General features: G+C 55.4%; 15 protein-coding genes. 7 read left to right on the top strand and 8 right to left on the bottom strand.

The genetic code is table 11. From position 1 onward, the window contains the following. Window positions 1-18: 18 nt before the first annotated feature. Entirely contained in the window at window positions 19-1,302 is a 1,284-nt protein-coding gene (locus tag ACP0GE_RS07875; RefSeq protein ID WP_424831425.1) for a TRAP transporter large permease, read from the bottom strand. Further along, entirely contained in the window at window positions 1,299-1,817 is a 519-nt protein-coding gene (locus ACP0GE_RS07870) for a TRAP transporter small permease (RefSeq protein ID WP_424831424.1), read from the bottom strand. The genes ACP0GE_RS07875 and ACP0GE_RS07870 overlap by 4 nt, the downstream gene beginning before the upstream one ends. Window positions 1,818-2,006: 189 nt before the next feature. On the opposite strand from ACP0GE_RS07870, the gene ACP0GE_RS07865 reads away from it, so the two are divergent. Beyond that, a complete protein-coding gene (locus ACP0GE_RS07865) occupies window positions 2,007-2,942 on the top strand; it encodes a MurR/RpiR family transcriptional regulator (protein ID WP_424831423.1) in 936 nt (311 codons plus the stop codon). A gap of 1,037 nt (window positions 2,943-3,979) precedes the next feature. Here ACP0GE_RS07865 and ACP0GE_RS07860 read toward each other — a convergent pair. Genes ACP0GE_RS07860 through ACP0GE_RS07845 form a run of 4 tightly spaced genes read right to left on the bottom strand, consistent with a single transcriptional unit; the run spans window position 3,980 to window position 9,377 of the window. Beyond that, window positions 3,980-5,404 (bottom strand): aldehyde dehydrogenase family protein, encoded by a 1,425-nt coding sequence (locus tag ACP0GE_RS07860; RefSeq protein WP_424831422.1) that lies wholly within the window; start codon window positions 5,402-5,404, stop codon window positions 3,980-3,982. Window positions 5,405-5,410: 6 nt separating this feature from the next. Then, entirely contained in the window at window positions 5,411-7,009 is a 1,599-nt protein-coding gene (locus ACP0GE_RS07855) for a 5-guanidino-2-oxopentanoate decarboxylase (protein WP_424831421.1), read from the bottom strand. Between the two features lie 26 nt (window positions 7,010-7,035). Next, window positions 7,036-7,890 (bottom strand): D-amino acid aminotransferase, encoded by an 855-nt coding sequence (locus ACP0GE_RS07850; RefSeq protein ID WP_424831420.1) that lies wholly within the window; start codon window positions 7,888-7,890, stop codon window positions 7,036-7,038. Next, window positions 7,887-9,377, bottom strand: a complete 1,491-nt coding sequence (locus ACP0GE_RS07845) for an N-acyl-D-amino-acid deacylase family protein (RefSeq protein ID WP_424831419.1) — start codon at window positions 9,375-9,377, stop codon at window positions 7,887-7,889. Before ACP0GE_RS07845 ends, ACP0GE_RS07850 begins: the two co-directional genes overlap by 4 nt. A 438-nt stretch (window positions 9,378-9,815) precedes the next feature. Here ACP0GE_RS07845 and ACP0GE_RS07840 point away from each other — a divergent pair, with 438 nt between their 5' ends. The 4 genes from ACP0GE_RS07840 to ACP0GE_RS07825 all read left to right on the top strand — a co-directional run bounded on the left by ACP0GE_RS07840 (window position 9,816) and on the right by ACP0GE_RS07825 (window position 13,289). Next, window positions 9,816-10,445, top strand: a complete 630-nt coding sequence (locus tag ACP0GE_RS07840; protein ID WP_424831418.1) for a GlxA family transcriptional regulator — start codon at window positions 9,816-9,818, stop codon at window positions 10,443-10,445. 641 nt (window positions 10,446-11,086) lie between these two features. Further along, the gene (locus tag ACP0GE_RS07835; RefSeq protein ID WP_424831374.1) at window positions 11,087-12,436 is read left to right on the top strand and encodes a site-specific DNA-methyltransferase; all 1,350 of its coding nucleotides are present in this window, start codon (window positions 11,087-11,089) and stop codon (window positions 12,434-12,436) included. After that, window positions 12,429-12,794: a DUF5681 domain-containing protein gene (locus ACP0GE_RS07830; RefSeq protein WP_424831373.1), complete on the top strand. Its 366-nt coding sequence runs from the start codon at window positions 12,429-12,431 to the stop codon at window positions 12,792-12,794. Before ACP0GE_RS07835 ends, ACP0GE_RS07830 begins: the two co-directional genes overlap by 8 nt. 90 nt (window positions 12,795-12,884) lie before the next feature. Continuing rightward, complete coding sequence (locus ACP0GE_RS07825; RefSeq protein ID WP_424831372.1) at window positions 12,885-13,289, top strand: DUF5681 domain-containing protein; 405 nt, start codon at window positions 12,885-12,887, stop codon at window positions 13,287-13,289. Window positions 13,290-13,318: 29 nt separating this feature from the next. On the opposite strand, the gene ACP0GE_RS07820 is transcribed toward ACP0GE_RS07825, so the two are convergent. Then, the gene (locus tag ACP0GE_RS07820; RefSeq protein ID WP_424831371.1) at window positions 13,319-14,257 is read right to left on the bottom strand and encodes a restriction endonuclease; all 939 of its coding nucleotides are present in this window, start codon (window positions 14,255-14,257) and stop codon (window positions 13,319-13,321) included. Window positions 14,258-14,375: 118 nt separating this feature from the next. Here ACP0GE_RS07820 and ACP0GE_RS07815 point away from each other — a divergent pair, with 118 nt between their 5' ends. Beyond that, complete coding sequence (locus tag ACP0GE_RS07815; RefSeq protein WP_424831370.1) at window positions 14,376-14,579, top strand: helix-turn-helix domain-containing protein; 204 nt, start codon at window positions 14,376-14,378, stop codon at window positions 14,577-14,579. 701 nt (window positions 14,580-15,280) lie between these two features. On the opposite strand, the gene ACP0GE_RS07810 is transcribed toward ACP0GE_RS07815, so the two are convergent. Continuing rightward, the gene (locus ACP0GE_RS07810) at window positions 15,281-16,192 is read right to left on the bottom strand and encodes a LysR family transcriptional regulator (protein ID WP_424831417.1); all 912 of its coding nucleotides are present in this window, start codon (window positions 16,190-16,192) and stop codon (window positions 15,281-15,283) included. Window positions 16,193-16,281: 89 nt separating this feature from the next. On the opposite strand from ACP0GE_RS07810, the gene ACP0GE_RS07805 reads away from it, so the two are divergent. Continuing rightward, entirely contained in the window at window positions 16,282-17,295 is a 1,014-nt protein-coding gene (locus ACP0GE_RS07805; RefSeq protein ID WP_424831416.1) for a TAXI family TRAP transporter solute-binding subunit, read from the top strand. The last annotated feature ends 21 nt before the right edge of the window (window positions 17,296-17,316 follow it).

Here is a 17,316-nt window from a genome sequence, read left to right as displayed (position 1 = left end):
TTGGTTTTGATGGGGCAGTTACTGGGCAAAGCCCAACATTCGGGGCAGCCACAGGGCTGCGTCTTCCCAGAAGGCGAAGACAAAGAGGATGCCGATTTCCGCGATCAGAAATGGGAAGAGTTTCAGGGATATCCGCTCCAGCCTTTCGCCGGTGACCGAAGACAGCACGAACAGGCAAGCCCCCACCGGAGGCGTCATCAGTGAGATGTTCAGGGCCAGCACAAAGATGATCCCGGCATGGATCGGCTCGAGCCCGACCTGCTGTGTCAATGGCACCAGCACCGGAGCGAGGATGATCAGGATCGCGGTGATATCCATTACCATACCGACGATCAGCAACAGCCCGATTATGATGGCGATGACGGCATACCGGTTGTCGGACAGACCCAGAACAGTTTCGGCGATCAGTTGCGGGATGCGCTCAAAGCTCATCCACCAGCCCAGAATGCCAGCGAAGGCGATGATGACGAAGATCACGCCGGTGATGCGCGCCGTGCGCACCAGCATCCGGTAGAAGCCTTTGAACGTCAGCGTCCGGTACACGAAGATGCCGATAAACATGGCATAAGCGACCGCGATTGAGGCCGCCTCGGTCGGCGTGACCACGCCGCCAAGGATGCCGCCGAGAATGATCACCGGCATCGCCAGCGCTGTCAGGGAAGACACGAACGTTTCCCACACCTCGCGCGGAGTTGCGCCGCGCAAGGCTTTCGGCAGGTTTTCTCGCTTACCACCGATAGCGATGACGGCCATGCACACAAGGCAGATCACAAGACCAGGGAGGACACCGGCGGCAAACAGACCTGCGATAGATACGCCCATCAGTGACCCATAGACGACCATCAATCCCGATGGCGGAATGGTGGGGCCGATGATTGACCCCGCCGCCGTGACAGCACAGGCATAGTCGCGCTTGTAACCCTCATTCACCATGGCGGGCACGAGTGTCCGCCCAAACGCCGCAGCATCCGCCGTAGCAGAGCCCGTCAGACCCGCAAAGAAGACTGAGGCCAACATGTTCGTATGCGCCAAACCGCCGCGAAACCGGCCCACCAGAACCTGTGCCAGTTTCACAAGACGACTGGTGATCCCGATGTCGTTCATGATTTCTCCTGCCAGAATGAAAAACGGCATGGCGAGAAACGGAAAGATGTTGAGCCCGTTGAAGACCTTGCTTGGGCCGATGGCCAGAAATTGGGTTCCGCCCATATCGATCAGGCCAACGACACCGGCCAGACCGATGGCAAACCCGATGGGCATTCCAAACAGGATGAGAGCCACAAAGACGATTGCGACAATCATGACGCATCCTCCACCTCGGTCAGAAAAGGAGGGTCGTCAATTTGCGTGCCGAGATCGCGAAACAGGACAAGGATAAGCTGTATCGCTGAAAGCGCCGCGGCCACCGGTATGGCTGCGTAGAACGGGGCAAGGCTCGCCCCAAAAATCATCGCCTGCCTGGGGGCACCGCTTTGGGTAAAGCTGATCCCAAACCACGCTACATAGACGAACAACGCCAGAGCCAGAACGTCCATAACGATCAAACAAAACCGCCGCACATTTTTAGGAAGCATCATGACGAAGGCGGTCAGTCCGATGTGGTCACGTCGTGCAATACCCGAGGACACGGCCAGCAAAGCAGCCCAGATCATCAGGTATCGCGCCAGAACCTCGGGCCAGGGCAGTTGCCAGTGAAAATAGTAGCGATCCACGACACCTAGCCAAACATCCAGAACCAAGGCCAGCATCAACGCCGCGACGATCCCCTCGACCACCGAATTTATCCGTGCACTTGCGGTGGCAAACTGGTTCGACACTCGTACCCCTCCCAAGATCGCGAATCTGTAACTGAGTTTCATATTGCGTGATGGTAAGTAAGAAATCAACGATTTTATGTTACTTGGTTTCATATTTTGCTCAGAATCGATGGATTCTGCTGGGTTTCTTGCCCATTTTCCAAAAACTGTGTAACTAAATTTCACGCTTGCTGGATAAGGTTCTGAGACTTGGCTGACGATTTAAAGCACCCGGGACATGACGAAACGCTTCCTTATAAGGGGCGTTCGGGCGCAGTGGATTTGATCTCGGCCTTGCACAGCTCACAGATCAAGTTGGCCGTTCAGGAGCAGAAGGTCGCTGATTATGTCAAGGAGCATCTGAACGATATCAGCGCGATGACAATCGGGGATCTGGCCGAAAATTGCTCGGTGAGCAAACCTACGGTGGTCCGGTTCTGCCGAAGCCTCGGATGCGAGGGGTTCCGCGATTTCAAGCTGCGCTTAGCTCAGAACATTGCGGTCAGCGCACAATACTTGTTTGGCGCCCATGGGGCAGAAGGCTCGGATGCCGATGCGGCCATAGATCAGGTCCTGGGCGCTATGTTCGCAACGCTCGACATCATGCGCCGCCAAATCGATACGGACAGGTTGGAAGCTGCCAGAGACGCGTGCCTGGACAAGCGGCAAATCCTGTTCTCGGGTATTGGCGGCGGGTCTTCGTTCGTCGCGCAAGAGGCGTCCAACCGTTTTTTCAGGCTTGGCATCCCGTCCTTTTTCACCAACGATAGCTATGTGCTACAAATGCGGGCCGCGGCGCTCGGGGCTGACGATGTTCTGTTCCTTGTGTCCGCCAGCGGCGAGGCAGACGCAATCGTCGCCGCCGCCGAAGTGGCCAACGGTTACGGGGCGACGACGATCTGTGTCACGCGACCAAATACACGGCTGGCCGATGCCGCAAAGATCGCCCTGCTGACCGACCTGCCGGAAGATAGTGACATCTACAAGCCAACGGCATCCCGTTATGCGCATCTGGCCATTGTCGATACCCTGGCGATGACGGTTGCACAGGAGATGACGGATGAGACCAAAGAGAACCTGCGGCGAATCCGAGCCTCTCTTACCGCCTACCATGGGCGAACAGGCCCGCAGCCGTTGGGGGACTGATCCAGTGTTGGTAACAACCCTGTTCTTCTGTTCGCTGTAGGAAACCGACTAAAAGTGGGTTTATGCTCGGAGGCACTCAGCTTCCGACACCAATCGATCCCCAAGTGGTCGTTCATTTAGATTGCAACGAATGACGGTTTCCCGCCTGTGTCTGAAACCCCCTTCATTCTATTTTCAATGCAAACCGGAAAGGGTGCCGAGAAACCAACGGCCGAGGTAAGATCTGATTACCTAGATGATGTAAGCACTTAAATTGTCGCGCAAAAACCGAAAATAAGTTCGGCAAGAATCCAGCGCCGAACTGGGATAATTTTAGTGTTGCCTAGCGCGTGACTATGGTATCGATAAACCGTCCGAGGCTGTGGCTTGTTAACATTTTGGTTTTAAATGGAATCTGTGGCTGTGCGCGTAGTCTCAGGCTATCCAGTCTCACGCAGAATTCCCTGTTAACAGGGAAAATACAGGGATAACTTATAGATTTGGGCCATTTGCGGTGGTTTGGGGCTCGAAGTTACTTATTAAATCAGTCGCTTGTGTGGAACTTCCCGAGATCGGTTAACAGGGAATTTTTCTATGATGATCAGGGAATTTCTTCCGACTAACGGGAAGAGGATAGGGGGAGCGGGCCAAACTAATCTGATCTGAATGTCGGAAGCCGACATTCATGCGAAGTGTAGCCAACGGCTGTTGCGAGCCCATCTTGACTGATGCTGCATGACGCATGTACGGGCGCGAACCACGTATTGCCGCCATTGGTTATGGTTAGTAGGGCCCATTGCAGCCACTCGTTACCTCCCCGCCCGCCGCGATGCAGCTCCATCGAACCGGCCATTCAGGCGGCTTGCAACGATGTGGGCACGGAGAATTCACAGATCACGGACAGGTCGGACCTTTAACTTTGTATTGCGAGTGTCCGGTCCGCCTCCACATTATCTAATACAACGTCTTTAGCAGTAGGCGGAAGGTCCTAGAAGCTGGGCGGCATAGGGGCCGCTCAGTTTGGGCAGTCTTTTTTCGTGAGACCACATGCTGGCGTTTCAGCCAAAATGCAAAGTCTTGAGTTCCTGATAGTCTTCCAATCCCCAGACTCCGCCCTCGCGTCCGTTGCCGGAGTGTTTGTATCCGCCAAAAGGAGAGCCATAGTTGTACGCACCACCGTTGATGTGCACCGCGCCCGCGCGCAGGCGGGCAGCGACGCGTTTGGCGCGGGTCAAGTCGCCGGTTTGCAGATAAGCGGCCAGACCATAGGGCGTGTCATTGGCCAGTGCGATGGCCTCTTCCTCGGTGTCAAAGGGCGTGATCACCAGAACGGGACCAAAAATCTCCTCGCGATAGACTGTCATATCTGGCGTCACATCAGCAAAGATCGTGGGCTTGGTAAACCAGCCGGTTTTCTGCCCGTCCGGCTTGCCAGAACCTCCAGCCAGCACACGCGCGCCTTCTTTGGTTCCTGCTGCGATCAGGGCTTGCACACGGTCATATTGCAGCTGATCAAACATTGGGCCCAAGTGGTCGCCTTCAGTTGATGGATCCCCGACGGTGAGGGTTTCCACCGTCGCCTTTGCGATCCCCAGCACCTGTTCATAGCAACTGCGCTCGACCAGCAGGCGGGTTGGTGCGTCGCAGCTTTGGCCGGTGTTGTACATGCATTCATGCACGGCCCTGGTAACAGCCGTTTCCAGATCAGCATCCGCAAAGACCAGATTTGGGGATTTGCCGCCCAGTTCTAGCGTCACCCGCTTCACGGTATCGGCGGCGTCTTTGGTAATGGCCACACCGGCGCGGGTTGAACCAGTGAAGGACATCATATGGATATCTGGGTGGCGCGACATTGCTGATCCCACCTGCATCCCGTCACCAAACACCAGATTGAACACGCCGGGCGGATAACCCGCCGCGTCGATGATTTCGGCATAGATAGCCGCAGACAGCGGCGTATGTTCGGACGGTTTCAGGATGCAGCAGCAGCCCGTTGCCAGCGCCGGAATGACCTTCAGCGCGATCTGGTTGATCGGCCAGTTCCAGGGCGTGATCAGCCCGCAGATGCCGATCGGTTCGCGCAGCAGCACATCACCATTTGGCAAGGTCTCACGATCGGGCAATAGATCAAAGGCATCAATGAACCCTTGCAAATGGCCGATGGCAGCATCGGCCTGCGCCTCGCGCGCCATGGTGATCGGCGCGCCCATCTCAGCAGACATAGCCTGGGCCAGATCTTCCAGCCGTGCCTCGGTTGCCGCGCGCAGCCGGTGCAGCAGCGCCAGCCGTTCTTCGCGCTGAGTGAAGGCGAAGGTTTTGAACGCCGCTGTAGCGGCAGCGACGGCGCGATCCACATCGCGTGCGTCACCCAAGGCCACGGTGCCGATCTGTGCCTCAGTCGCCGGGTTGAGGATCGGCATTCGGGCGTCCCCCGCAGGGGCCACCCATTCACCGCCAATATAGAAGTGCAGCAGATCGGTCATGGCAGCTTACCCTTCGGGGGATTCGTGGAACACGATCACCGTCGGGCGATCTGCGGACAGCGCGGCGACAAACGCCCCTTGCGCCTCTTCCACTGTGCTTACCTCCAAGCCGTGGCAATGGCAGGCCTTGGCCAGCATGACAAAATCGGGGTTGATGCCTTCCACCCCAACGCGGTCACAACTGACGCGATCCATATCGTCCTGGATCTGCTTCAATCCGCCGTTTTCCCAAATGATGATTGGCAGGGCGAGCTTTTCCTCGGCTGCTGTCACCAGCTCGGGCATGGTGAACATAAAGCCGCCATCACCGGCCAAAACAGCCACCGGACGGTCCGGGCGGGCCATCTTTGCCCCGATCCCATTCGGCAGCGCATTGCCAAGGGCGCAATAGCCCGCCGGATAGAACCACTGGCGCGGGCCGGTCACATCCATGGCAAAGGCCCCGGTATAGACCAGCTGGCAGCTATCGCCGGACCAGATGGTGTTTTCAGGTGCAACGGCGCGCAGCCCGTCCAGAAGCGCCACATGCTGGCGCTCGGATCCTGTCAGGTTGCCAGCAATTTCGGCACGGACCGCTGTGACGCGGGCTTCGGCAGCGGCGCGGTTTTCTGATCTGTGATCCGCCAGTTCCGCAGCCAGCACAGTCATGGCCAAAGCCGCATCAGCAACGATGCCAATTTCAGCAGGGTAAAAATCGTTGATTTTTGATGGGTCGATATCCACTCGGATGATCTTGCCATTCAAATCCATACGCTCAACGAAACTGTCGGTTTCTGCCAGCTCTGTGCCAACGGCCAAAATGACGTCCGCCTCACCCAGCAGCGCCTGCACCTCGGGCCGCACGGTCGAAGCCGAGAGCGACAGTGGATGGTTATCCGGCACGATGCCCTTTCCTGCGGTCGAGGCCACGACGATGGCACCCGTCGCTTCGGCAATGGCGGTCAGTTCAACGCATGCGCCCGAGGCCCCGCCGCCGGTCATAATCAGCGGGTTCTTCGCGGATTTGAGCAGCGCCGCCGCCTGCGCGATCTGGCTCTCTGCTGCGGGCGGCAGGTCGGCTGGCATCAGTGCCCGCCAGTCGCCGTCAACCATTTCGGCCTGCACATCAATTGGGATCGAAATATGTACGGGCCGGGGCCGACCGCCTTTGAGCACAGCAAAGGCGCGGGCCATGATCTCGGGCACATCCGCCGCGCGGTAAGCAGTTGCAGAATAGCCCGTCAGCGGCTCGGTCACCTTTTTCTGCTCGGTCACCTCATGCAACACCCCCCAGCCTTTGCCGATGGTGTTCGATGCCGCCTCTGCCGAGATCAGCAACATCGGTAGGCTGTCAGCGTAACACTGCCCCAAAGCCGTGGTCGCATTGGTCACACCGGGGCCAGAGATCACCAGCGCCACGCCAACCTCGCCGGTGGCACGCGCCCAGCCTTCGGCCATGAAACCTGCGCCCTGTTCGTTGCGCGTCTGCACATGGCGCACCCCGCCATTATCGAGGCCCCGGCAGAAATCCAGCGTATGAACGCCGGGAATGCCAAACACGGTTGTGACGCCATAGCGCGCCAAAAGGTTCATTGTGGCTTCACCACAAGTGATTTGATTGCTCATATTTGTCTCCTGAATTTGGCGGGGCGCTACCGGAATGAGGCGCGCACAGCTTTGAGATATTCTTCGCGCAACAGCGCAGTGACCGGACCGATCTGGCCATCACCGATCTGCTGGCCATCGATTTCGGGCACCGGCTGAACATAGCTGGAGGCTCCGGTGGCGAACGCTTCATCCGCTGCAAGGGCATCATCCAGTGTATATGTGCCTTCGATCACCTTCAGGCCCTGTTCATCAGCGACCCGCAGCATGGTCTGGCGCGTGATCCCCGGCAGAACTTCTCGGCTGAGGGGGCGGGCATGGATGCGGCTATCCTTGACATAAAAAAACGACATGGCCCCGCATTCGGTCACTGTGCCATCGGGGGCAATCATCAGCGCCTCATCGGCTCCGGCCTTGCGGGCGACTTCCTTGGCCAGAACCTGCCCCAAAAGGTTGCTGGTCTTGATGTCGCGCCGCGCCCAGCGGATGTCAGGGGCGCTGGCCAGCCGTAGTGGCTGGGGCGCATCTGCCGCAAGCCCACCATGCAGGGGCTGGGTAAAGGCAAAGACATTGGCCGTCAGCCCGTCAGGATAGAGGTAATCGCGATCATGCGCGCCGCGTGTGATGTGCAGGTAAAGGAAAGCCTCCTGCACACCGTTGCGCGCGATCAGCCCCATCAACCCGTCAAACAGGGCGTCCTCATCTATCGGCTGTTGCATTTCCAGCTCGTTTAAAGACCGGTTCAGGCGTTGCATATGATAAGGGAAATCAATGATTTGCCCGTCCAGTACGCCAAATCCTTCATAGACAGCATCGGCAAACAAAAGCCCACGATCAAAAATCGGCAGCTTGGCGTCTTCTTCGGGCATATATTGCCCATTTAGCCAGATGGTTCTGCTCATTGATCCCCCCGTAGGTTTGGTTGATTGTCCAGGAAGCGCCCGGCGCGGCCGCTGGTTTGCAGTCCGTTGGTAAAGGCGACCTGCCCATTGACCACAACGGTATGGATGCCTTTGCTGGGGCGTTCAGGCGTGTCAAAATCCGCATGATCCGCGATTTCATCCGCATCAAACAGCACAAGGTCAGCCTTTTTCCCCACGGCAATTTCGCCGCGATCCGACATGCCGAATTTGGCCGCAGACAGGCCGGTCATCTTGTGGACCGCCTGTGCCAGAGAAAACAGTTTGAGATCCCGGGCATAGTGTCCAAGCACGCGCGGGAAAGTACCCCACAGGCGCGGATGCGGCTTTTCAGTGCCCGGCAACCCGTCCGAGCCAATCATCGCTGCTGGGTGCTGCATGATCCGCTGCACATCGTCTTCGTCCATGTCGAAATAGACGGCCCCGGCGGGTTTCAGGCGGGTGCAGGCCTCTTCCCGCGTTACGCCCCAATCCGCTGCGATGTCATCCAGCATCCGCCCGCCGCAATCTGGATGCGGGGCGGACCAGATCACAATCACGTCTTTCGCCGCTCCGATAAATCGTTCCATCAAAGCGGAGGAAGAGGCGACATAGGGATAGACATCCAGGGCAACCTCGCCAGCCCTGCGCGCCTCATCGATCATCGCAAGCGTGATTTTGCTTTTGCCAAAATTGCGGTGACCGCAACATTTGTGGTGCGACAGAACCAAAGGCACCTCGGCCTGCTGCCCGGTGGTCAGGGCCTCTTTGACGGCATCGACTACCGTATCACCTTCATCCCGGATATGGGTGGCATAAACTGTGCCTTTATGGCGGCGCAGAACACCCGCCAACGCCACAATTTCGTCCAGCGGAGCTTCCAACGCGGCAGGATAGTCCAACCCGCTTGAGAGCCCGGCGGCTCCTTCGCCCAGAGCAAGGTCCAACAGATCGGCCATTTGGTTGATTTCATCAGCATTCGCCGGACGGTTCAGATCTGGCCCCATCACCGTAGCGCGGAGCGCCGAATGTCCGACCAGCAGCCTGACATTCACCGCAGGCGGAGACTCGGTGATGGCCTGGCAGTAGGCACCGACGGTTTCAAAACTGAACTCCTTTAAGCCCGGAACCACGTTGAACGGGTCCGGCAACCCCTCCTGCATCCTGAACGGCGCGGCACTGATCCCGCAATTTCCGGCCACCACAGTCGTGACGCCTTGAGTGATCTTGAAGGGCATGTCCGGTGTCCGCAGCAGCGCCCAATCGTCATGCGTATGCACATCAATGAAACCAGGGGCCAAACAAAGGCCCGCCGCATCAACGACAGTCTCGGCACGAAGGTCTTGCAGATCACCCACACCAACAATCTGATCTCCCGCGATCGCTACATCTGCATGGCGTGCCGGACCGCCCGTTCCATCAATCACCGAAGCATTGCAGATCAGGAAATCGCATTCTTCTGGTATCAGTTTTTTACGTGTTTCACGCACGGCCAGCCTCCGTAGTTTAGTTATGGTATCGTCTGTGAGGCTTTACATATGGCTGATTTTGAGCATTCTACGGTGCAAAATGTGCAACATTGGAACGCTATGCCTCATTCCAGCCCGCAAGAACACAATCGCCTTCATATCGTCCTGGCTCTGATTCCGGGCTTCACGCTCAGCAATCTGACTGTCGCACTGGACTTGATGCGCATTGCCAACCGCGAGGCAATGGAAGAGGTATTCTCGTGGGATATCGTCACCCTCTGCGATGTCCCCTGCCGATCAAGCGCTGGCATCGAGATCGCACCGACTTGTGCAATTGGGCAGATTCACACAGCGTCAGCTACAGCCGTACTGGCGTCCTGGTCGCCTGAGGCTGGCTACGTAACTTCTCTGTTTACCTGGCTGCATCGCATTGACCGCCAGGGCGGTATGATCGGCAGCATGGAGAACGGCGCCTTCATTCTGGCCAAAGCGGGTCTTTTGGGTTCTGCGGAGGCGACACCGCATATTGAAAGCCGCGATAGCTTTGCCGAAGAGTTTGCGCCTGAACTCCTAAGTAAAGATCTGCATATCCTGACCAATCACCGGCTCGGCTGCACTGGTATCGTGTCTGAGTTTGATCTGTTCTTTGCGCTCATCCGCCAAACTCAGGGGGGCAAGCTAGCCGATAGCCTAGCCGATATCGTCAGCTATGGCAGTCCCGAAACCAAGTTCCTCTCGCGCCCTTTGCACAGAGATCAATTGCTGTTCCGTTCCGACCGGCGCATCGCAAGGTGCATTGAGCTGATGCTTGCAAATCAGGAGCAACCGCTCTCTCTCGCGGATATTGGGAAACGGGCTGGAATTTCGGTTTGGCAGATGCGGCGGCTGTTTTTAAGGGAACTTGGTCGCACCCCTTCAACCTATTATTCAGAATTGCGCCTGCAGCGTGCTAGGGAAATGCTTGAGCATGGGCGCGCGTCATTGCGCGAAATCGCATTGTCTTGCGGCTTTGCCGACGCTTCAGCCTTCGGCACCGCATTCAAACGTGAGTATGGAATCACGCCCAGGCAATGCCGTGCGCAGGTATAAGAAAGACGCGGAAACCGGGGCAAATAACAGAGGGAACGGCCACAGATGGATTGGAGTAATTTCTGTGAAGAGCAGTAGACTCTCTGCGATCTTGCCATAAAAGTCTGCTTTTCGACTTCAGATCTTGTCGCTGTGCAGCTGCGGCGAATGACTGTTTTCGCCCTTGATGCAGAGATCAAGGTCGCGATGCGCGAATTGCAGAAGTTGGGGTCCGCGACGCGAATTCACGCTTTGTCCGCACAGCGGTAATTGTGATCGGCTTTGGACCCTTCTGGATCTTTTGATTGGCTCTGATATTTGTAGCTCGATTCTAGCAATAACAATGCTATCTCAATGAGAGTGTATTGGGTTCAAAAATGGATTTGTCGGCGTTCTGAACCTGATCGGTTTGCCTGGAGTTCGACTTAGATGCATCGGTGGATATTGAATCTTTCACTGCGATAGTTACATTGATCTCAACAATAAAATGGCCGGAATGATCTTGACGTTGTCTGAGATTGAACCGGGACAGCGCCTGGCTGAAACAAGTGCCCAGACATATATCACGTTAGAATGCGCTTACGTGGACCCGAAGTGAAACCCGGGGCCGCATTGTATCTGACGTTTTGAATTCGGCTCCGCTTAAGTGAGGAGCCAGATCATTGACTGCGCTGAAGATAGTTTATCAATCCCCCAAGACGCTGAAGCCGCGGGACAGGAATCCCCGAACGCATTCGAAAAGCCAGATTCGGCAGGTGATGCGCTCGATCGAGCACTTTGGCTTCACCAACCCCGTTCTTGTCGATGAGGATAATCGGCTCATCGCGGGGCATGGCCGTGTCGAGGCGGCCAAACAGATGGGTCTGGAGCAAGTCCCAACGATTTGTCTTTCAGGCATGAGCGAAGAAGACATTCGGGCTTATGTCATCGCGGATAACAAGCTTGCCGAAAATGCGGGCTGGGATGCTGGTCTTCTGGCGCTGGAATTCCAGTACCTTGATGAGTTGGAAATCCCGTTTGACCTTACACTCACCGGTTTCGAGTTGCCTGAAATCGATCTGAGCATCCAGACGCTGAAATTGGATGGTGAAGAAGGGCAAGATCCATTGGATCAGGTTCCGATCCCAGTCGGGAAATCACCGGTAACCCGCGGGGGTGATATCTGGCACATTGGCCCTCATCGCCTGATCTGTGGAGACAGCACCGACGCGGAGACCTATGCTGCCTTGCTTGGGTCGGAACGTGCACAGATGGTTTTTACAGATCCCCCTTACAATGTCCCCATACAGGGACACGTTTCGGGCTTGGGGTCGGTACAGCATCGAGAGTTTGCCATGGCGTCCGGTGAAATGTCGCCAGAAGACTTTCAGAGCTTTTTGACATCTGTATTCCAACACCTTGCCTCTTATAGCGATGACGGTTCCATTCACTTTCAGTGCATGGACTGGCGTCATATGCGTGAAATTCTCGGGGCAGGGGAGGTGGTTTATTCAGAGCTAAAACATCTGTGCGTCTGGTCTAAGACAAATGGAGGGATGGGATCGCTCTACCGGTCACAGCATGAGTTGGTGTTTGTATTCAAATCGGGGACCGGCAAACACATCAACAATGTCGAGCTGGGCAAGAATGGCAGGAACCGGACAAATGTCTGGACCTATGCCGGGGCCAATAGCTTTGGTGAAGGGCAGGGCGGTCTTGAGATGCACCCTACCGTCAAGCCGGTGGCATTGGTGAGGGATGCCATTCTGGACTGCTCGCTTCGTGGCGGGTTGGTGTTGGACCCATTTTGCGGGTCGGGATCCACGCTTATCGCGGCTGAGCAATCGAGTCGGCGTGGATTTGGGATCGAGATTGATCCAGCCTACTGTGACGTGATCCTGCGCCGCCTGACGGATACATTCGGCCTGATCCCGCGTCTTGGTGACAATGGGCCGGTGTTTAAGGAGGTGGCGAGCGAACGTGAAAATGATGGCGCCAGTGCGGCGGCAGAGCAGGAGGTGGCCAATGTCTGATAAAGGCTACAACGTTGGCTACGGTCGTCCGCCCCGTGAAACGCAATTCCAAAAAGGTCAATCTGGAAATCCAAAAGGAAGGCCTCGGAAAAAGGGGACTGTTGAACTGGATCTGGATCAGGTCCTGGATCAGCATGTTAGAGTTAAGTCGTTAGGCGGCAGCAAAAAAATGGATACGCGCGAAGCGGCACTGCGGATGCAGGTTGCGAAAGCGCTTAAGGGAAACATTCAGGCCGCAAAGCACGTGCTAAAGCAGTTTGAAAAATATGATGCCATAACGCCGCCACGATCGAAGATACAAACAGGTGTGGTGATCGCACCTAGAGCCTCTTTTATAAAGCCTGAGAGAGATAGTTGATGGATTGCTGGGATCATTTGATGAATGGGCGCGTACTGCGGGAAGCAGAGTGTAAATGCCGCGACAACTGTATCTTCAAGGAACCAAACTATGACCGATGGTACTGACCCGATTGAGGACTTCGATCCTCTTTACCCCAACAGGTTCCAAAAAGGAAAATCTGGCAATCCCAAGGGAAGACCGTGCGGCGCGAAAGGGATGAAGTCTATTGTCCAGAGAGTCGCGCATGAAACGCATATCATAACTGAAAACGGTGAACGTAAGCGCGTCTCAACGGTGGACCTATTGCTAAAGACGATTCAGTGCGAAGCTCTAAAGGGCAACTTAAAAGCCAAGATTCTACTTGATGAACTACGGGAAAAATATAGCCCGCAGGAAGCCAACAATACGGGCTACGGCTGTCTTCTCGTGCCTGAAGGTTGCACGCTGGAGACCACGCTGCTCAGGGTCGAAGACGTTGAGGATGATGAACGCCTCAGGCACCGTTTGACATAGGCAGAGGTGGACTGTCGCAGTTCAGAGTGTCAGACTATTCTTTCGGACAACCATTTGAACAATCCGGACTCCACAGTCTGTGAAGCGAGCTCTTTGCCTGTCCAAATGTTTAAGTTCAATTCGCTTTGCCTTGGGAGGGCCAGTGCGCCGCGTGGATTGGCGCATGCAAATATGAAACGGTTACAGGACCCATCAGCTAAGAACCGATCAATGTAGCTGTCAAGTTCAGCCTGTCCAGCCTGGCTCTTGACCTGAACCCAGGCCGTTTCTCCGGTCAGGGGTTGCTCAAGCACCAGGTCCACATCAGGCATGTTTCCACCCAGCAGGCTGGTGCGCCGCCAACCGTTGCGCAGGAAAATGAGATCAATCAGTGTTTCAAATTCTGCCCAATGCAAGTTCCCGATCATTTGCTCGGTTAGGCTATACATCTCTGCGGTGAGAGCATTGGCGCTGTGTTGAAGTGGATGGCGTTCTATCCGGATTGATCGCAGCAGGTAGTCCTGAGCCTCGACACGGCATATTGTTCGCCTGTATGAAGCTGTTTTTGTAAGTGCTGAACTCAGGGTGTTTAGTTGTAGAGGAGTGCCAGCAAGCGACATTTTGGACCAACCACTTTGTGTGGTACGCCAACGAACCGGGCCTGACGATGTTATCTTGGATAGTTCGATCTTGTCGCCCACAAGCGCCCACCACAGATGCCCATGTGCCATCGTGATCCAAAGTGATCCTTCTGGCAGGTCATAGAAGTCTTTTAGTTCCCGGATGTCTTCTTTTGCAGCCTGAATTCCGCGTCCGGCCTGGGTCATCGTTGTTAGCAACATATCCCAATCGCCTGCCAGACACAGCGCATGATCGGCCAGGTCAAAGTCGACAGGTATGACCGCGTTCTCCAGGGCATAATCAACATGTTTGCCGCCAGAGCCTAGCTTTACATATCGCACATCTGGTGGGTTCAACTGGTCTTGCATGTGCCGCGCCTTGTCGTCGATCGGTGACATAGAAACGCTTCGTTTGGACGAGAAGTCAACTGAATATATCACTGATCGTCTGTAGACCGATCAACTGCATCACTGTCCAAGAAGCAATATGGATGTGCAGAACCGCCTGGCAAAAAACATGCGACGCTTGCGGCAGATGAAAGGCTGGTCGCAGGAGGAGTTCGCGCATCGGGCGGATATTCACAGGACGTACATTAGCGATCTCGAGCGCAGTGCTCGCAACCCTACGATCACCGTTGTTGATAAGCTGGCTGCGGCGCTTGGTGTCTCGTTGGGTGAGTTGTTGGATTAGTTCTAAAGACTGACTGACCACCGATCCAGTGCAAGCCCGTACGCCCGCTTTGCGCAATCCAAAGTTGGTGTTTTGCTTCAGGTTCACCCACTCTGACGGGCTAAGAGCTCAATCGCCCGCATACGCGCGGCGGCGTGTTGCAGTAGGACCTGGAGGGACTGAACAAGCTCTATTGCTTCTTCTGGGCTAATCTTCGATCGCTGGCCTCTGAGAGCATGCGATGCCGCGTCCTCCAAACTACCCGTTAGCTTTGCAAAAACGAAATTGAGCTGTTCACGGGTTGTGTCGTCCATGCCAGCAGTACCGCTTGCCAGGCCATGGAAGTCGAGCAATTTCTTTACTATCATCGGATGTACGACAAAAAAACGCTTCGAGGAATCCACATCAATTTATGGGACATGGAACAGTTAATTGAGGTCCCAAACTTGCGGGTCCAAAATCCCATGAGATGAAGCATCAGTCATGGGTCAAGAAAATGCGACGCCGGAAACGGCCCAAAGCCGACCTTGAGCATCGCGTTTAAACGCTGCGTCTGCAGCCCGCATTGCGGACATTCGTTTCGTCCACAAAACTTGACACCAGTTGAACCAACGGTGCTTGTGACAAAGCGGGTTGTGCAAATTGCTCGAAAATTATTTCGGAGTAAAAGAATACGCTCTTTGCAAAACGCAGATAGAGCGGTCTCGTAAGACGCTCCAAGCTCAGACAGGAAAATGAACTGCAAGCGATTTCTTGAGTGTGTGTAAGAAGCGATCTTCAATTCTGCTTGCGGCAACTCCGGCGCGCCGAATGACCCCTAAAGGCCGATGAAATTGCTGATGATCGAAATTCAAAAAGAGCAGTCGATCTTCCAGGTATGGTGCGGTCGTTGCCCTTGGCATAGTTGTAATCAAATCGGTCTCGGAAACGATCTCCAGGACCGACCGAATGGAGTCTGTTTCGCAGCCAATTCGCATGGAGCGGACACCAGAGGCAATCATGGCTGCTTCGGTTTGTTGACGCAGCAAACTCCCTCGAGAATGCGCAAGCCAGATCTGTGCTTCGAGATCTGACGCCATGACCTGCTTCAAAGCAGCCAGGGGATGACCCGTCCGACACATCACCCCAACACCGTCATCAATGAGTTCTTCGAATTCCAACCCGTCTACAGGTTCAGCCAAGCTTTCTGGGCCGAACACAAGGTCCACCTCACCTCGCTCTAGCAATGTCCGAAGTTCATGGACAAGACCGGTTCTGGTTTCGACACTGCAATTGGGATTTGCCTTGATAAATTGCGCCAGAGCATCACTCAGAAAGCGCCCGGACACGATCGGAGGCGCGCCGATCCGCAATTCACCGATCGAGCCATTCGCAGACTGGTCTGCAAGAATTCCGGCTTGCTCTTCCGCCAAACGAATGGCCAACCCGTTTCGCGCCAGTTTAAGTGCCAAGTTGTTAGGAATAGAACGCCGCCCCACTTTTTGAAAAAGCGGCGTACCCAATCGATCTTCTAACGCTTTCATGTTCCGGCTAAGTGCTGGCTGCGTGGTACCTAGCCGGCTTGCGGCGGTTTGATAAGAACCAGCCTCGACGATAACAGAGAGCTGGGCGAGATGCTTGGGGTCAAGTTTCATATCTAATTGTTATGTATAAGGCATAAAGTTTGATTATTCCATATAGTTTTGTACTGCTAAATTAGTCAGCAATTGACTGGGAGGAGTCCATGTTTCTGTTCAAATCGTTGGGTCGTACGCTTGCGGCGGCGACCTTTGCTTTCGCGGCCGCAAATGCCGGATCGGCTGAGATATTCAAAGGAGAGACAGCAGGTGTTGGTGATCCGGTCCACACAGTGTTCGTTGCGTTCTCGAACCAAGCGGGTAAGTCCGGTGTCGAAATTCAGGTCAACGCAGGTCAGACACTGACCAAATCGATGCTGAAAGGCGCAAAAGGCGAGATCGATTTTTTCTCTACCGTGCCATCGCTGGTCAATCTCATGGCTGGTCAAAAGCGGATGTATGAAAAAGTCGAGGGTGCGCCTGAACTCTCCAAGAACATCCGCGCAATCCTTGGGTTCAAGGCCGGAGCTTACCATCCAGTTACGTTGGCGGGTTCCGGGATCGAGACTTGGGACGATATCAAAGGCAAAACCGTTTTCACCGGCCCACCGGCCGGATCAGCATCCGCAACATCTGAAGCGCTGATCAAAAACATCACCGGTTATGTCGCCGGAGAAGACTACCAAGCCGTGCGGCTCGGCTGGGGCGAAGGATATGCGGCACTTGCCGACGGTAAAATAGATATGATGGTGCGGCCTGCCGAGATCGGCTCTGCCAACATCGAGCGCTTTGGCCTGTCAGGGGAATTCCGCGTGCTGTCGATCCCTGAGGATAAAGTCTCCAGCGAGGAAATGCAGGCCCTGTTCGGACGACCGGGCCGAGGCATGATGCAATTCAATGGCGACGTCTACAAAGGGCAACTGACCGACGGCGAGATTACAGCTTTGGGCTTTACACAGTTTGTGGGTACACACGCGGATGTTTCTGAGGATGTGGTTTACAATGCGACCAAATCCTTCTGGGAAAATCTGGACGAGGTGCACGCAACAGCGTTCTTCCTCAAGGATGTGACCAAAGATACGGCCTTTACTTCGATCAACGTGCCGCTGCACCCCGGTGCCCTGCGTTACTACGACGAAGTCGGCTTCGAAGTTCCAGACGACCTTCGCCCCGGCTCCTGAGGCTTACATCAGGCCAACGCA

Origin of the sequence: Ruegeria sp., assembly GCF_965243365.1 — a bacterium.
Classification (GTDB): Bacteria; Pseudomonadota; Alphaproteobacteria; order Rhodobacterales; family Rhodobacteraceae; genus Ruegeria.
This window is presented reverse-complemented; position numbering and strand designations above follow the sequence as displayed.

Excerpts from the sequence above, each read along its gene's own strand:
- ACP0GE_RS07875 (WP_424831425.1), bottom strand. The coding sequence starts at position 1,302 with ATGATTGTCGCAATCGTCTTTGTGGCTCTCATCCTGTTTGGAATGCCC.
- ACP0GE_RS07860 (WP_424831422.1), bottom strand. The coding sequence starts at position 5,404 with ATGACCGATCTGCTGCACTTCTATATTGGCGGTGAATGGGTGGCCCCT.
- ACP0GE_RS07855 (WP_424831421.1), bottom strand. The coding sequence starts at position 7,009 with ATGAGCAATCAAATCACTTGTGGTGAAGCCACAATGAACCTTTTGGCG.
- ACP0GE_RS07850 (WP_424831420.1), bottom strand. The coding sequence starts at position 7,890 with ATGAGCAGAACCATCTGGCTAAATGGGCAATATATGCCCGAAGAAGAC.
- ACP0GE_RS07840 (WP_424831418.1), top strand. The coding sequence starts at position 9,816 with ATGGAGAACGGCGCCTTCATTCTGGCCAAAGCGGGTCTTTTGGGTTCT.
- ACP0GE_RS07830 (WP_424831373.1), top strand. The coding sequence starts at position 12,429 with ATGTCTGATAAAGGCTACAACGTTGGCTACGGTCGTCCGCCCCGTGAA.
- ACP0GE_RS07825 (WP_424831372.1), top strand. The coding sequence starts at position 12,885 with ATGACCGATGGTACTGACCCGATTGAGGACTTCGATCCTCTTTACCCC.
- ACP0GE_RS07820 (WP_424831371.1), bottom strand. The coding sequence starts at position 14,257 with ATGCAAGACCAGTTGAACCCACCAGATGTGCGATATGTAAAGCTAGGC.
- ACP0GE_RS07815 (WP_424831370.1), top strand. The coding sequence starts at position 14,376 with ATGGATGTGCAGAACCGCCTGGCAAAAAACATGCGACGCTTGCGGCAG.
- ACP0GE_RS07810 (WP_424831417.1), bottom strand. The coding sequence starts at position 16,192 with ATGAAACTTGACCCCAAGCATCTCGCCCAGCTCTCTGTTATCGTCGAG.
- ACP0GE_RS07805 (WP_424831416.1), top strand. The coding sequence starts at position 16,282 with ATGTTTCTGTTCAAATCGTTGGGTCGTACGCTTGCGGCGGCGACCTTT.